This window comes from Curtobacterium sp. BNK-1 (assembly GCF_048685235.1).
Taxonomy (GTDB): domain Bacteria; phylum Pseudomonadota; class Gammaproteobacteria; order Enterobacterales; family Enterobacteriaceae; genus Pantoea; species Pantoea agglomerans.
On record NZ_JBLQTJ010000001.1, the window covers coordinates 398,484 to 414,397 of the forward strand.

Annotated in this window: 14 protein-coding genes; 12 read left to right on the forward strand and 2 right to left on the reverse strand. The window is 54.8% G+C overall.

Annotated elements, in window-relative coordinates; translation table 11 throughout:
- Positions 1-2 precede the first annotated feature (2 nt).
- Positions 3-572 carry an acetate uptake transporter gene (satP, locus tag ACMGGP_RS01780; RefSeq protein WP_022625387.1) on the reverse strand — a complete coding sequence of 190 codons (570 nt, stop codon included), beginning with the start codon at positions 570-572 and terminating at the stop codon, positions 3-5.
- A 302-nt stretch (positions 573-874) separates the two neighbouring features.
- Between satP and dnaK the strand changes: the two genes are divergently transcribed.
- From dnaK to nhaR, 4 genes are all read left to right on the forward strand, one after another.
- On the forward strand, positions 875-2,785 hold the full coding sequence (dnaK, locus tag ACMGGP_RS01785) for a molecular chaperone DnaK (RefSeq protein ID WP_010253698.1): 1,911 nt from the start codon (positions 875-877) through the stop codon (positions 2,783-2,785).
- Between the two features lie 104 nt (positions 2,786-2,889).
- Entirely contained in the window at positions 2,890-4,035 is a 1,146-nt protein-coding gene (dnaJ, locus tag ACMGGP_RS01790; RefSeq protein WP_010253699.1) for a molecular chaperone DnaJ, read from the forward strand.
- Positions 4,036-4,840: 805 nt separating this feature from the next.
- Positions 4,841-6,019, forward strand: a complete 1,179-nt coding sequence (nhaA, locus tag ACMGGP_RS01795) for a Na+/H+ antiporter NhaA (protein ID WP_010671807.1) — start codon at positions 4,841-4,843, stop codon at positions 6,017-6,019.
- A 30-nt stretch (positions 6,020-6,049) separates the two neighbouring features.
- Positions 6,050-6,958, forward strand: a complete 909-nt coding sequence (gene nhaR / locus ACMGGP_RS01800; RefSeq protein ID WP_060679443.1) for a transcriptional activator NhaR — start codon at positions 6,050-6,052, stop codon at positions 6,956-6,958.
- A gap of 38 nt (positions 6,959-6,996) precedes the next feature.
- Here nhaR and rpsT read toward each other — a convergent pair whose 3' ends face one another.
- A complete protein-coding gene (rpsT, locus tag ACMGGP_RS01805; RefSeq protein ID WP_008925553.1) occupies positions 6,997-7,260 on the reverse strand; it encodes a 30S ribosomal protein S20 in 264 nt (87 codons plus the stop codon).
- A 306-nt stretch (positions 7,261-7,566) separates the two neighbouring features.
- Between rpsT and ribF the strand changes: the two genes are divergently transcribed.
- From ribF to carA, 8 genes are all read left to right on the forward strand, one after another.
- Complete coding sequence (gene ribF / locus ACMGGP_RS01810) at positions 7,567-8,496, forward strand: bifunctional riboflavin kinase/FAD synthetase (protein WP_010253714.1); 930 nt, start codon at positions 7,567-7,569, stop codon at positions 8,494-8,496.
- Positions 8,497-8,525: 29 nt separating this feature from the next.
- Positions 8,526-11,342 carry an isoleucine--tRNA ligase gene (ileS, locus tag ACMGGP_RS01815; RefSeq protein WP_498798088.1) on the forward strand — a complete coding sequence of 939 codons (2,817 nt, stop codon included), beginning with the start codon at positions 8,526-8,528 and terminating at the stop codon, positions 11,340-11,342.
- On the forward strand, positions 11,342-11,848 hold the full coding sequence (gene lspA, locus ACMGGP_RS01820) for a signal peptidase II (RefSeq protein ID WP_010253719.1): 507 nt from the start codon (positions 11,342-11,344) through the stop codon (positions 11,846-11,848). Before ileS ends, lspA begins: the two co-directional genes overlap by 1 nt.
- A 3-nt stretch (positions 11,849-11,851) precedes the next feature.
- Positions 11,852-12,322, forward strand: coding sequence for an FKBP-type peptidyl-prolyl cis-trans isomerase (gene fkpB / locus ACMGGP_RS01825; RefSeq protein ID WP_010253720.1), 471 nt, complete (start codon positions 11,852-11,854; stop codon positions 12,320-12,322).
- Positions 12,303-13,256, forward strand: coding sequence for a 4-hydroxy-3-methylbut-2-enyl diphosphate reductase (gene ispH / locus ACMGGP_RS01830; RefSeq protein ID WP_010253724.1), 954 nt, complete (start codon positions 12,303-12,305; stop codon positions 13,254-13,256). Before fkpB ends, ispH begins: the two co-directional genes overlap by 20 nt.
- Positions 13,257-13,479: 223 nt before the next feature.
- Positions 13,480-14,295 carry a 4-hydroxy-tetrahydrodipicolinate reductase gene (gene dapB / locus ACMGGP_RS01835; protein ID WP_010253726.1) on the forward strand — a complete coding sequence of 272 codons (816 nt, stop codon included), beginning with the start codon at positions 13,480-13,482 and terminating at the stop codon, positions 14,293-14,295.
- Positions 14,296-14,356: 61 nt separating this feature from the next.
- The gene (locus ACMGGP_RS01840; protein WP_131541978.1) at positions 14,357-14,701 is read left to right on the forward strand and encodes a hypothetical protein; all 345 of its coding nucleotides are present in this window, start codon (positions 14,357-14,359) and stop codon (positions 14,699-14,701) included.
- A gap of 35 nt (positions 14,702-14,736) precedes the next feature.
- Complete coding sequence (gene carA, locus ACMGGP_RS01845) at positions 14,737-15,912, forward strand: glutamine-hydrolyzing carbamoyl-phosphate synthase small subunit (protein WP_498798089.1); 1,176 nt, start codon at positions 14,737-14,739, stop codon at positions 15,910-15,912.
- The last annotated feature ends 2 nt before the right edge of the window (positions 15,913-15,914 follow it).

A 15,914-nucleotide genomic window follows, 5' to 3' on the forward strand; every position in this document is an offset into this window, starting at 1 on the left:
GCTTAGAGTGATTTCGCGCCAATCGGCAGAATGGTGCGGCCAAAGGTTTCGTTCAGCACTTCACCCATCGCCAGATAGCAGGCGCTGGCACCACAGAGTATCCCGACCCAGCCCGCGGAGACCACCAGCGCCGGCAGGTGCATAATATGGGCCACGGCCAGCAGCAGAAACAGCAGCGTGAGCGAGCCGAAAACAAACTGCAGCATCCGCGCACCTTTCAGGGTACCGACGAACATAAACAGCGTGAAAATGCCCCACAGTGCCAGCCAGGCCCCCAGGAAACGTTCGTCTGGCACTTTTGCCAGTCCCATTTCAGGTAACAGCAGGATCGCCACAAAGCTTAACCAGAACATGCCGTAAGAGGTAAAGGCGGTCAGCCCGAAAGTGTTGTTCTTTTTAAACTCCAGCAGACCGGCCAGCACCTGCGCAATCCCGCCATAAAAAATGCCCATGGCTAAAATCGCCACGTCCATGGCAAACAGGCCCGTGTTGTGCAGGTTCAGCAAAATGGTCGTCATGCCAAATCCCATTAATCCCAGCGGGGCAGGGTTAGCCAGCGTTGAATTTGCCATAGTTCCTCGGCAGTAAAATGATCGTTGATGTAATAAACGGATTCCGTCCTGCTCCCTGAGGGGAACAAGGCGACGCATCATATTCAGCGTTGTGGCAGCGTTCTTTGATCCCGACAGGGCCAAAGGTAAAAATTTTTTTTTGGTTTAGCCCTTGATGCGCATCGAAGCGGCCCCATTTACTTGTCATCGAGCGTTGTGAACGTTGGAAAAAAAGCATGTGCTGGCAGTTGAATGCAAACAACCCGCCCACATAAAAGGTTCACAACCCAAATTGGCAACGAATTTAAGTGGGAGATGTTTAGATGGGTAAGATTATTGGTATTGACCTGGGTACAACCAACTCTTGTGTTGCGATCATGGATGGCACTAAAGCACGCGTGCTGGAAAATGCCGAGGGCGATCGCACCACGCCTTCAATTATTGCGTATACACAGGATGGCGAAATTCTGGTCGGTCAACCGGCTAAACGTCAGGCAGTGACCAACCCGCAGAATACCCTGTTCGCAATTAAGCGTCTGATCGGTCGTCGCTTCCAGGACGAAGAAGTACAGCGTGATATTAAAATCATGCCGTACAAAATCACCGGCGCTGACAACGGCGACGCATGGCTGGAAGTGAAAGGTCAGAGAATGGCACCGCCGCAGATCTCTGCTGAAGTGCTGAAGAAAATGAAAAAGACCGCCGAAGATTACCTCGGTGAGCCAGTGACTGAAGCGGTTATTACCGTACCGGCTTACTTCAACGATGCGCAGCGTCAGGCAACCAAAGACGCCGGCCGTATCGCAGGTCTGGAAGTCAAACGTATCATTAACGAACCGACTGCTGCTGCACTGGCATACGGTCTGGATAAAGGCCAGGGTAACCGCACCATCGCGGTTTATGACCTGGGTGGCGGTACCTTCGATATCTCAATCATTGAGATTGACGAAGTTGACGGCGAAAAAACCTTTGAAGTTCTGGCGACCAACGGTGATACCCACCTGGGTGGTGAAGACTTCGATAGCCGCCTGATTAACTATCTGGTTGCTGAATTCAAGAAAGACCAGGGCATCGATCTGCACAACGATCCACTGGCGATGCAGCGTCTGAAAGAAGCGGCAGAGAAAGCGAAAATCGAACTTTCTTCTGCACAGCAGACCGACGTTAACCTGCCATACATCACGGCAGATGCGACCGGTCCTAAACACCTGAACATCAAAGTGACCCGCTCTAAACTGGAGTCACTGGTTGAAGATCTGGTTGCTCGCTCAATCGCGCCACTGAAAGTTGCGCTGCAGGATGCCGGACTGTCTGTTTCAGACATCAACGACGTTATCCTGGTGGGTGGTCAGACTCGTATGCCACTGGTTCAGGCCAAAGTGACTGAGTTCTTCGGTAAAGAGCCACGTAAAGACGTGAACCCGGACGAAGCGGTCGCGGTTGGTGCTGCGGTTCAGGGTGGTGTACTGGGTGGCGACGTGAAAGACGTGCTGCTGCTGGACGTTACCCCGCTGTCACTGGGTATCGAAACTATGGGTGGCGTGATGACTTCGCTGATCAGCAAGAACACCACCATCCCAACCAAGCACAGCCAGGTCTTCTCGACTGCTGAAGATAACCAGTCAGCCGTGACCATTCACGTGCTGCAGGGTGAGCGTAAGCGCGCCAATGACAACAAGTCACTGGGCCAGTTCAACCTCGACGGTATCCAGAACGCGCCACGCGGTCTGCCGCAGATCGAAGTGACCTTCGACATCGATGCGGATGGTATCCTGCACGTGTCGGCGAAAGATAAGAACAGCGGTAAAGAGCAGAAAATCACCATCAAAGCCTCTTCAGGTCTGAGCGATGAAGAGATCCAGAAAATGGTGCGTGATGCGGAAGCGAACGCTGAATCTGACCGCAAGTTCGAAGAGCTGGTACAGACGCGTAACCAGGGCGATCAGATTGCCCACAGCACGCGTAAGCAGCTGGAAGAAGCGGGCGACAAACTGTCAGCTGATGACAAAGCGCCAATCGAAGCCGCTCTGGCCGCGCTGGAAACTGCGCTGAGAGGCGAAGACAAAGCGGAAATCGACGCCAAAATGCAGGCGCTGATGGAAGTGTCCGGCAAACTGATGGAAGCAGCACAGCAGTCTCAGGCGGGTGCAGCGGATGCCGGTGACGCGTCAGCGAAGAAAGATGACGACGTTGTCGATGCTGAATTCGAAGAAGTGAAAGATAACAAGAAATAATTGCCCCTGACCGGGCGCGACGGTTGGCCTGACAGCCGTTGAAACCAGCACGGGCGTAGGAGATCTCTCCACGCCCGTGCGATCATGTTAAGGGCTAAATAAACATGGCGAAGAGTGATTACTACGAGATTTTAGGCGTCGCCAAATCCGCGGACGAGCGTGAAATCAAAAAGGCTTACAAACGCCTGGCAATGAAATTTCACCCGGACCGTAATCCCGGTGACAAAGAAGCCGAAGCCAAATTCAAAGAGGTCAAGGAAGCGTACGAAATCCTGACCGATGCGCAGAAGCGTGCGGCCTACGATCAATATGGTCATGCAGCCTTTGAACAGGGCGGTATGGGTGGCGGTGGATACGGCGGCGGCGGCTTTGGTGGCGGCGGCGCAGACTTCAGCGATATCTTTGGCGACGTGTTCGGTGACATCTTTGGTGGTGGACGCCGTCAGCGCGCATCCCGTGGCGCCGATTTACGCTACAACATGGAGCTGTCGCTGGAAGAAGCGGTACGCGGCGTGACCAAAGAGATCCGCATTCCAACGCTGGAAGAGTGTGACGTCTGCCACGGCAGCGGCGCGAAAGCGGGAACGCAGCCACAAACCTGTTCAACCTGTCACGGTGCAGGCCAGGTGCAGATGCGCCAGGGCTTCTTCACCGTTCAGCAGGCCTGTCCGACCTGTCATGGTCGCGGCTCGGTGATTAAAGATCCGTGCAACGCCTGTCATGGTCATGGCCGCGTTGAGAAGTCGAAAACGCTGTCAGTGAAAATCCCGGCAGGGGTCGACACCGGCGATCGCATTCGTCTGAGCGGCGAAGGCGAAGCGGGCGAGCAGGGCGCACCAGCAGGCGATCTCTACGTTCAGGTCTCGGTGAAGAAACACCCGATCTTCGAGCGTGAAGAGAACAATCTCTACTGTGAAGTGCCGATCAACTTTGCGATGGCAGCGCTGGGCGGTGAGATTGAAGTACCGACCCTGGATGGTCGCGTGAAGCTGAAAGTGCCGTCAGAAACTCAGACCGGCAAGCTGTTCCGCATGCGCGGACGTGGCGTAAAATCTGTGCGTGGCGGCGCGGTCGGCGATCTGCTGTGTCGTGTCGTGGTGGAAACACCGGTCAGCCTGAATGAGAAACAGAAAGCGCTGTTGCGTGAACTGGAAGAGAGTTTTGGCGGTCCGAGCGGTGAGCATAACAGCCCACGCTCCAAGAGTTTTTTCGACGGCGTGAAAAAATTCTTTGATGATCTGACTCGTTAAGTCTGCCTGATAAAAAGCGGAGCCCCGGCTCTGATGCCAGTCAGTTAAGCGACAGGTGATAACGCAGTCTGGTGCCGTGCAGGGGCTGGCGGTCCTCGCGCCGCTGCGCGGTTCCTTCACTTCATTCCTCTGCCTGACGGACCGGCGGGGATGGCACATCCTGTGCCGCCCCGCCTTTCGCCCGCGTCCTGCGGGCTCTCCTGGCAGACTCATTCTGTTCAGCGCTGCGGATTACCTGCCCCTGCCCGACCCCAGCCTGCTCTGAAACTTCAGTGTGTAGTGTTAAAAAGGGCACGAGAGTGGAGGCCTGAGCGCCTCTGCTGCTGAAAGGGCTATCCGCAGCGCTGAGGCGTGACGGCGGGCCAGAAGTCCACGCCGGGAAGCGTGGACAGTTCGGGGCCGGCCAGGGAGGGCCGATCCCCGAACGGTTCGTCGGCACGCCGTCAAAGCCGAAGGTACCGCGTGAGCGGCGCGAGGACGGCCCGGCAGCAGCAGAGGTGCTCAGGCCCGCACTGCGGCTCGCTCGCCCGGAAAAAAAGCTGCCACGTTTGACCGTGACAGCCTTTACAAATCTAATCTTAACTGACCAGCATTAGAGCCCCGGCTCCGCTTTTTTTTACTTTAAATCCCCTGCCTGTGATGGCTGCATTATCTCTCCCTCACCGCAGCACTCATAAAAATGTCGACGTTTACTGCTATTACTGCTCGGCGAAACCGAGCATATAGCGCGGTATAAGCTGCTTTTAACGAACTATATGAATCGTTACACTGGTTAACATTCTGTCTCTGCTCAGGAAGATGAACGTTGAACAAGCCGCGCAAATTAAAAAATCTGCTAAAAAGTTTTATTGAAAGTGATGCCAGCAATGGCGTGATGTTGATCGTGGCGGCGGTCGCGGCGATGATCCTCGCCAATACGGCCGCTACCGCCCAGGGTTACCAGGCGTTGCTGAATGAACCGGTACAAATCCGCTTCGGAGCGCTGGATATCAGCAAAAACTTGCTGTTGTGGATCAACGATGCGCTGATGGCGCTTTTCTTTCTGGTTATTGGCCTGGAAGTAAAGCGTGAGTTGATGGTCGGCGAACTTGCCAGCCGTGACAAGGCGATCTTCCCGGTCATCGCGGCAATAGGCGGCATGGCGTTACCCGCCCTGATCTTCCTGCTTTTCAACCATGGTGATGAGATTGCACGTAACGGCTGGGCCATTCCCACCGCAACCGATATCGCTTTTGCGCTGGGTGTGCTGGCCCTTCTGGGCAGCCGTGTTCCCGTTGCGCTGAAAGTCTTTCTGATGGCACTGGCGATTATTGATGACCTGGGTGCCATTGTGATTATCGCTCTGTTCTATACCAGTGACCTCTCAGTGCTCTCCCTGTGCGTGGCTGCTGGCGCCATTGTTGTGCTGGCACTCCTGAACCGCTTTAACGTCCGTAGAATCTCAGTCTACATACTGGTGGGTATCATACTCTGGACCGCCGTGCTGAAGTCGGGCGTCCACGCAACCCTGGCTGGCGTCATTGTGGGCTTCTTCGTGCCTCTGGAGAAGAAAGAGGGGCACTCTCCAGCGGAACATCTGGCGCATGGTCTGATGCCGTGGGTGAACTGGATGATTCTGCCGCTGTTTGCCTTTGCTAATGCCGGTATCTCACTTGCTGGCATTACGCTGAGTGATGTCCTCTCGCCTGAACCGTCAGGTATCATCTTCGGCCTGTTAATCGGTAAGCCATTAGGCATTACGCTCTTCTGCTGGCTGGCGGTAAAACTGCGGCTGGCAGTATTACCCAACGGCACAACCATACGCGATATTATGGCGATTGGTGTGCTGTGCGGAATTGGCTTCACTATGTCAATTTTTATCAGTTCGCTGGCCTTTGATGCCGCGCATGAACAGCTGGTGACCTTTTCTAAACTGGGCATTCTGACCGGCTCTCTGCTTTCAGCCGTCATCGGCTATACGCTGCTGCGAATTAAACTGCGCTAATGGAGAGGAGGCGTAAGCCTCCTTTTTTCTATGAATCAGCTCAATTTCAATCATCTCTACTACTTCTGGCACGCCTGCCGTGCGGGATCGATAGCTGGCGCAGCAGAGGCACTCTCCCTGACGCCACAGACCATTACCGGGCAGATTAAGGCACTGGAGGAGCGCCTGCAGGGCAAGCTGTTCCGGCGTCAGGGACGGGGCCTGGTACCGACGGAGCTGGGGCAGCTGGTTTTTCGCTATGCTGACCGCATGTTTATGCTGAGTCAGGAGATGCTGGATATTGTGAATTACCGCAAAGAGTCCCATCTGCTGCTGGATGTTGGCGTGGCAGATGCGCTCTCAAAGCAGCTGGTCAGCAAGGTGCTGGAGACGGCGGTGGTCGCAGAGGAGAAAATTCATCTGCGCTGTTTTGAATCGACCCACGAAATGCTGCTGGAGCAGCTCAGTCAGCATAAGCTGGATATGATTATCTCTGACTGCTCCATCGACCCCACCCAACAGGAAGGGCTATTTTCGGTGAAGCTGGGGGAATGCCCGATCAGCTTCTGGTCAACCCAGCCGCTCAGCGATCTCTCTTTTCCGGCCTGCCTGGAGACGCGTCCCCTGCTGATTCCGGGGCGCCGCTCCATGCTGGGGCGCAAAATCCTCAACTGGATCAGCACCCAGGGAGTGCAGGTGGAGATTCTCGGTGAGTTTGATGATGCGGCACTGATGACGGCGTTTGGTGCGCGACAGAATGCGATTTTTGTCGCGCCTTTGCTGGAGATGGGTCAACGTGAGGGGATATATGAAGTCGGGCGGCTCGACGCGGTATCAGAGGAGTATCACATACTCTTCGCGGAGCGGATGATTCAGCATCCGGCGGTGCAGCGACTCTGTCACGCAGACTTCAGCGAACTCTTTCCCCGCCAGGGGACAGACGAAAAAAAACCGGCGTAAGCGCCGGCTTTTTTAACAAAGCGATTAACAACAGGCGATTAAGCCAGTTTGTTGATCTGTGCAGTCAGGTTAGACTTATAACGTGCAGCTTTGTTCTTGTGGATCAGACCTTTAGCAGCCTGACGGTCCACGAGTGGTTGCATTTCATTGAATGCGTTCTGCGCAGCAGCTTTGTCGCCTGAAGCGATCGCCGCGTATACTTTCTTAACGAAGGTACGCATCATAGAGCGGCGGCTAGCGTTATGCTTACGGCGTTTCTCAGATGTTACGGCGCGTTTCTTAGCTGATTTGATATTAGCCAAGGTACAACTCCCAAATGTGTTCTATAGAGACAAATCAAAGGCCGAGGACTATGCCCTTCTAACCTGATTTTGTCAATGGATTTGTGCAAATAAGCGTCGCCCTGAGAGCGGCACTCGGTTACGTATTTGATGGCGCAGGATTCTACCAGCTTCCCCTCGCTGAATACAGTATTTCGCGACAAAATTCTTAACATGCGCTTCTGCAACAGGAAATGCAGCGCCTAAAGCATGAAAGGCGTGCTGACGGGTTAACCTGAGTCGCTTTCAAGGGTATAATCCGCCGATTTCCACCGGTTTGGGCCAGCCATGAAGTTTATCCGCGGTATTCATAATCTTAACGAGCAGCATCGCGGCTGCGTTCTGACCATTGGTAATTTCGATGGCGTGCACCGTGGGCATCAGGCGCTGATGTCGCGGCTGTGTGAAGAGGGACGTAAGCGTAATCTGCCGGTGGTGGTCATGGTTTTTGAGCCACAGCCGCTGGAGCTGTTTGCCGGTGACAAAGCGCCGGCTCGTCTGACGCGTCTGCGTGAAAAACTGCGATACATGGCGGAAGCCGGCGTCGATAAAGTGTTGTGCGTGCGGTTCGACCGTCGCTTTGCGGCCTTGTCCGCCCAGCGTTTTATCAGTGACCTGTTAGTCGAAAAGCTGGACGTAAAGTACCTTGCGGTAGGCGATGATTTCCGCTTCGGCGCTGGTCGCCAGGGTGATTTCCTGTTATTACAGAAAGCCGGTGCGGAGTACGGCTTTGAGGTCGTCAGCACCGAAACCTTCTGTGATGGCGGTAAGCGAATCAGCAGTACTGCCGTGCGTCAGGCGCTGGCCGTGGATGATTTAGCGCTGGCGCAGTCACTGCTTGGTCACCCTTTCACTATTTCCGGCCGCGTTGTGCACGGTGATGCACTGGGACGCACGCTGGGTTTCCCCACGGCGAACCTCCCTTTACGCCGCAGCGTCTCGCCGGTGAAAGGGGTTTATGCGGTGGAGGTACGGGGTCTGACGCCCGAGCCACTGCCAGGTGTCGCTAATATCGGCACCCGTCCGACCGTAAAAGGTTTACGCCAGCAGCTTGAAGTTCACCTGCTCGACATCAATATGGATCTCTATGGTCGTCACATTGATGTGGTGCTGAAACAGAAAATACGAAACGAGCAGCGCTTTGCCTCACTGGAGGCGTTGAAAGAACAAATTGCGAACGATGTGGTAACGGCCCGGCAGTTCTTTGGGCTGCTTTAACCTGAGCGAAAAACGGAATCGAGAATCTGATGAGTGACTATAAATCTACCCTGAATTTGCCGGAAACGGGATTCCCGATGCGTGGCGATCTGGCCAAACGCGAACCGGGAATGTTGCAACGCTGGTATGCCGACAATCTGTACGGCATCATCCGCGAAGCCAAAAAAGGGAAAAAAACCTTTATCCTGCATGATGGCCCTCCGTATGCGAACGGCAGCATTCATATTGGTCACTCCGTTAACAAGATTCTGAAAGACATTATCGTTAAGTCGAAAGGCATGGCGGGTTATGACTCGCCGTATGTGCCGGGCTGGGACTGTCACGGTCTGCCAATCGAACACAAAGTTGAGCAGATGATCGGCAAGCCAGGCGAGAAAGTCACCGCTGCTGAATTCCGCGAAGCGTGCCGCAAATACGCCGCGGAACAGGTTGAAGGCCAGAAGGCGGACTTTATCCGTCTGGGTGTGCTGGGCGACTGGGATCGCCCTTACCTGACCATGGATTTCGGTACCGAAGCCAACATCATTCGTGCGCTGAGTAAAATCATCGGCAACGGCCACCTGCACAAAGGCGCGAAGCCCGTGCACTGGTGTCTGGATTGCCGTTCTGCCTTAGCAGAAGCGGAAGTGGAGTATTACGACAAAACGTCACCGTCGATTGATGTGATGTTCAACGCCATTGATGCCGACGCGGTGCGTCAGGCGTTTGGTGTGGCACAGGTTAATGGTCCGATTTCACTGGTGATCTGGACGACGACACCGTGGACGCTGCCGGCTAACCGCGCCATCTCGTTAAACGCGGAATTTGAGTATCAGCTGCTGCAGATCGACGGTCGCGCGCTGATCCTGGCAAAAGATCTGGTCGAGAGCGTGATGAAGCGCGCGGGCGTCAGCGAATGGCAGGTACTGGGCGAATGTAAAGGCGCGGCGCTGGAGCTGCAGAAATTCCAGCATCCGTTCCTGGCGCTTGAGTCGCTGGTGGTACTGGGCGATCACGTCACCCTGGAAGCGGGTACCGGTGCAGTCCACACGGCACCTGGCCACGGCCCGGATGACTATGTTATCGGTCAGAAATATGGCATCGAAACCGCCAATCCGGTCGGACCGGATGGCCGCTATCTGCCAGGCACCTATCCAACGCTGGATGGGGTCAATGTCTTTAAAGCCAACGACATGATCGTTGAGCTGCTGAAAGAGAAGGGCGCGCTGCTGCACGTTGAGAAACTGCTGCACAGCTACCCGCACTGCTGGCGCCATAAAACGCCGATCATCTTCCGCGCCACGCCGCAATGGTTCATCAGCATGGATCAGAAAGGATTGCGTGCGCAGTCGCTGAAGGAGATCAAAGGCGTGCAGTGGATCCCGGACTGGGGCCAGGCGCGTATCGAATCGATGGTGGCGAACCGCCCTGACTGGTGTATCTCTCGTCAGCGTACCTGGGGCGTACCGATGGCCCTGTTCGTTCATAAAGAGAGCGAAGAGCTGCACCCGGACACGCTGGCGCTGATGGAAAAAGTGGCGCAGCTCGTTGAGCAGGAGGGGATTCAGGCCTGGTGGGATCTCGATCCGCGCGAGCTGATGGGCGACGATGCCGATCATTACGTAAAAGTGCCGGATACGCTGGATGTCTGGTTTGACTCCGGTTCAACCAGCTATTCCGTGGTTGATGCGCGTCCGGAATTTGGCGGACATGCGCCTGACCTTTATCTGGAAGGGTCCGATCAGCATCGCGGCTGGTTTATGTCCTCGCTGATGATCTCCACGGCGATGAAGGGCAAAGCGCCTTATCGTCAGGTACTGACGCACGGTTTCACCGTGGATGGTCAGGGCCGCAAGATGTCGAAATCGATCGGTAACACGGTTGCGCCGCAGGATGTGATGAACAAACTGGGCGCCGATATTCTGCGCCTGTGGGTGGCATCAACCGACTACTCGGGCGAAATGGCGGTCTCCGATGAGATCCTTAAACGTTCTGCCGATGCCTATCGCCGCATCCGTAACACCGCGCGTTTCCTGCTGGCTAACCTCAGCGGCTTTAACCCGGCTACCGATCTGGTGAAACCGGAAGAGATGGTGGTGGTGGATCGCTGGGCCGTCGGTCGCGCTCAGGCGGCACAGGCCGATATCGTTGCCTCTTACGAGAACTACGATTTCCACGAAGTGATCCAGCGTCTGATGCAGTTCTGTTCAATTGAGATGGGCAGCTTCTATCTCGACATCATCAAGGATCGTCAGTACACCGCGAAAGGCGATGGCCTGGCGCGTCGCAGCTGCCAGACCGCGCTGTGGCATATCGTCGAAGCGCTGGTGCGCTGGATGGCACCGATCATGTCCTTTACGGCGGATGAGATCTGGGGCTACCTGCCAGGCGAACGTGCGCAGTATGTCTTTACCGAAGAGTGGTATCAGGGGCTGTTTGGCCTGGCTGAAGATGAAGCGCTGAATGACGCCTACTGGGCTGAGCTGCTGAAAGTGCGTGGCGAAGTGAACAAGGTGATCGAGCAGGCGCGTGCGGATAAACGTATCGGTGGCGCACTGGAAGCAACGGTCACGCTCTATGCCGATCCGGAGCTGGCGGCTAAACTGCAGGCGCTGGGTAATGAGCTGCGCTTTGTGCTGCTGACCTCTGGCGCACAGGTGGCTGATTACGCCCTGGCGAACGACGAAGCGCAGCAGAGTGAGCTGCTGAAAGGTCTGAAAATCGCGCTGCACAAGGCGGAAGGCGAGAAATGTCAGCGCTGCTGGCATTACACTACCGACGTCGGACAGAATCCTGAGCATGCTGAGGTCTGTGGTCGTTGTTACACTAACGTAGCCGGTGACGGCGAACAGCGTGAATTTGCCTGATGCGTAAACCTATTTTATCAACCGGATTGCGCTGGCTGTGGCTGGTGCTGGTGGTGATTGTTGTCGACTTCGCCAGTAAGCAGTGGGTGATGAACAACATGATGCTGCATGAAACCCAACCGCTGATGCCCTACCTGAACCTGTTCTACGCGCACAACTACGGCGCGGCGTTCAGTTTCCTGGCGGACAAAGGCGGCTGGCAGCGCTGGTTCTTTGCCGGTATTGCGCTGGCTATCGTGATCTCACTGGTCGTGATGATGTATCGTAATCATGCCAGTCAGAAGATCGCTAACATCGCGTATGCCCTGATCATCGGCGGCGCGATAGGCAATCTGTTTGATCGCTCATACCATGGCTTTGTGGTCGATTTTATCGATTTCTATGTCGGTAACTGGCACTTCGCTACATTTAATATCGCTGACTGCGGCATCTGTATCGGTGCTGCATTGGTGGTGCTGGAGGGCTTTTTCAGCCCGAACGGCAAACAGGCTAAACAGAAAGGGTAAGTGATGACTGAGTCCGTACAGCGCGAAAGCGCGGTGTTGGTGCATTTTACGCTGAAGCTGGAAGATGGCTCGACGGCGGAATCGACCCGTGCAAACGGCAAGCCCGCGCTGTTCCGTCTCGGTGATGGCAGCCTCTCTGCGGCACTTGAGCAGGCACTGCTGGGGCTGAAAGCGGGTGAAACTAAACAGTTTACCCTGGAACCGGACGACGCCTTTGGCGGCGTCAGCCCTGACCTGATCCAGTATTTCTCGCGTCGGGACTTTATCGATGCGGGTGAGCCGGAAGTGGGAGCCATCATGCTGTTCAGCGGCATGGGCGGCAGTGAAATGCCTGGCGTGATCCGTGAAATCTCCGGTGACTCTATCACTGTGGATTTCAACCATCCGCTGGCAGGTCGTCGTATTCAGTTTGATGTAGAGGTGCTGGAAATCGATCCCGCACTGGAGGCCAACGATGCAAATCCTGTTAGCTAATCCGCGCGGCTTCTGCGCTGGCGTTGATCGTGCCATCAGTATTGTTGAGCGCGCGCTGGAGATGTATGGCGCGCCAATCTATGTCCGTCACGAAGTGGTGCATAACCGTTACGTGGTAAACAGCCTGCGTGAGCGCGGTGCCATCTTCATTGAAGAGATCAGTGAAGTGCCGGATAACGCGATTCTGATCTTCTCTGCGCACGGTGTTTCTCAGGCGGTGCGTGCCGAAGCCAAAGCGCGCAATCTGACTATGCTGTTTGACGCTACCTGTCCGCTGGTGACCAAGGTGCATATGGAAGTGGCACGCGCCAGCCGTAAAGGCGTTGAGGCAATACTGATTGGTCATGCAGGTCATCCGGAAGTCGAAGGCACCATGGGGCAGTACAACAACCCTAATGGCGGCATGTATCTGGTGGAGTCACCGGAAGATGTCTTCAGACTGACAGTGAAAGACGAAAACAATCTGAGCTTCATGACGCAGACCACGCTGTCGGTGGATGACACCTCTGACATCATTGATGCTTTGCGCCAGCGCTTCCCGGCGATTATCGGGCCGCGTAAAGATGATATCTGCTATGCCACTACCAACCGTCAGGAAGCGGTTCGTACTCTGGCTAAAGATGCGGAAGTGGTGCTGGTGGTGGGGTCGAAGAACTCCTCTAACTCTAACCGTCTGGCTGAGCTGGCTCAGCGTGCCGGTAAGCTGGCGAAGCTGATCGACTCTGCGGATGATATTCAGGAAGAGTGGGTAAAAGGCGTGGCCTGCATCGGCGTCACCGCAGGCGCGTCAGCGCCCGATATTCTGGTGCAGCAGGTGATCCAGCGGCTGCGTGAACTGGGCGGCGAAGCGGCAATTGAGCTGATTGGCCGTGAAGAGAATATTGTCTTCGAAGTGCCCAAAGAGCTGCGTGTCGAAGTGCGTAACGTGCAGTAACTCTGCGATATTACTGATAAAAAGGCCGACTCTGTTCGGCCTTTTTTGTTTTTTGAATCTGACAAAAAAAGTCGTTATTTGCTGCGGTGATTGCTTTTACTGATAATCACGGGCGGCTGGCATAAAATTCTTATTATCACGGATTAATAGTGGCGTGACTGTTAACTCATCGTTAACCTGATGACGCTTTGGATGCATAGTTTTGTTTTAGGAATGAATAAATATGAACACAATCCGCATTGCTATTGTGGGCGCGCCGGGCCGTATGGGCCGTAATCTGATTCAGGCAACGCAGCAGGCAGAAGGCGCTGAACTGGGTGCGGCACTGGCTCGCCCGGGCTCATCGCTGACCGGCAGCGACGCTGGTGAATTAGCGGGCATCGGAAAAAATGGCATCATCATCGCTGACGATTTACGCGCGGTGATTAACGATTTTGATGTGCTGGTCGACTTCACCCGCCCGGAAGGCACGCTGGAGTATATGGCGATCTGCCGTGAGCAGGGCAAAGCGATGGTGATCGGCACCACCGGTTTTGATGAAGCAGGCAAAGCGGCCATTCGGGCCGCGGCAGAAGATATCCCCATTGTGTTCGCCGCTAACTTCAGCGTGGGGGTTAACCTGGTGCTGAAGCTGCTGGAGAAGGCTGCCAAAGTGATGGGAGAGTACGCGGATATTGAGATCGTTGAAGCGCACCACCGCCATAAAGTGGATGCGCCCTCCGGAACCGCGCTGGCGATGGGTGAGGCGATTGCCGATGCGATGCAGTGGAAACTGGATGAGCATGCGGTCTATACGCGTGAGGGCCACACCGGCGAACGCCAGCCGCAGAGCATCGGTTTTGCGACAGTACGCGCGGGTGACATTGTCGGTGAGCATACTGCGATGTTTGCAGATATTGGCGAGCGCGTAGAGATAACCCACAAGGCTTCAAGCCGTATGACCTTTGCAAATGGCGCGGTTAAGTCCGCTTTATGGTTGAAAGATAAGAAATCTGGCCTGTTTGATATGCGGGATGTGCTGGATTTGTCGATGTTGTAAGTGTTGTGAACCATCGTGATGTGGTTGTTTCAATCGATAATCGCTTGATTGAAAAGGGGCAATGTTTTCATTGCCCTTAATTTTATCTGAAATCTGCCTTACCGATATAAATTTATCTCTGACTTCTGTTTTTTCCTGTTTTCTTCATTTATTTGCTCTGCCGGATGCTATTTTTGACCATTTGGTCAAAAATAAAGGCCGCGCTGCTTCTGTTTTGCTTTTACGCTGCCTGGCAAACGATTATTCCGCCGAGTTTTCCTCTCTTTTTGCTGCTTATGCCCGTTATTTTCCTCAGAAGGCAGATAAGGGTGAAAAAATCCCGCCGCAGGGTAGACAATGGCCAGGGCGATCATTAGAATGCGCGCAATTTGCCAAAAATCGACAATTCAGGCGGTTTTTGCATTGATTCAGGCGGCTATTTTGAATTAATATGCAGATATTGTGACTGTTTATTCCCTGGAGGATGTTTTGATTAAGTCAGCGCTCTTGGTTCTGGAAGACGGAACCCAATTCCACGGTCGGGCCATCGGGGCAACAGGGTCGGCAGTGGGAGAAGTCGTTTTCAATACCTCAATGACCGGTTATCAAGAAATCCTCACTGATCCTTCCTATTCCCGCCAAATCGTTACTCTCACTTATCCCCATATCGGTAATGTCGGAACCAATGCCGCCGACGAAGAATCCAGCCAGATTCATGCGCAGGGCCTGGTTATCCGTGACCTGCCGCTGATTGCCAGCAACTTCCGTAGTGAAGAGGGCTTATCCGCCTACCTGCAGCGCAACAACATCGTGGCGATTGCCGATATCGATACCCGCAAGCTGACGCGCTTGCTGCGTGAGAAAGGTGCACAAAACGGCTGCATCATTGCGGGCGATAATCCGGATGCCGCGCTGGCGCTGCAAAAAGCTCAGGCGTTTCCGGGACTGAAAGGGATGGATTTGGCGAAAGAGGTCTGCACCACTGAGACCTACAGCTGGCAGCAGGGCAGCTGGACGCTGGAGGGAGGGCTGCCAGAGCAGGCCGACGCTGAATCACTGCCTTACCATGTGGTGGCTTACGATTACGGTGCCAAGCGCAACATTCTGCGGATGCTGGTCGATCGCGGCTGTCGTCTGACCGTCGTTCCGGCACAGACGCCTGCCGAAGAAGTATTGAAGCTTAATCCGGATGGCATCTTCCTCTCTAACGGTCCTGGCGACCCGGAGCCGTGCGACTACGCCATCAGTGCGATTCAGGCCTTCCTGAAAACAGAGATCCCGGTGTTCGGAATCTGTCTGGGTCATCAGCTGCTGGCGCTGGCCAGCGGGGCTAAGACCGTGAAGATGAAACTGGGTCACCACGGTGGCAACCATCCGGTGAAAGATCTCGATAACAATCGCGTGATGATCACCGCGCAGAACCACGGTTTTGCGGTTGATGAGAACAATCTTCCCGCTAACCTGCGTGTAACTCACATTTCGTTGTTCGATAAAACCGTGCAGGGCATTCACCGCACTGACAAGCCCGCATTCAGCTTCCAGGGACACCCGGAAGCGAGCCCGGGCCCAGGCGATGCTGCGCCGCTGTTTGACCACTTTATTGAATTGATTGACGCATTCCGTCTGCAAGCGAAGTAATC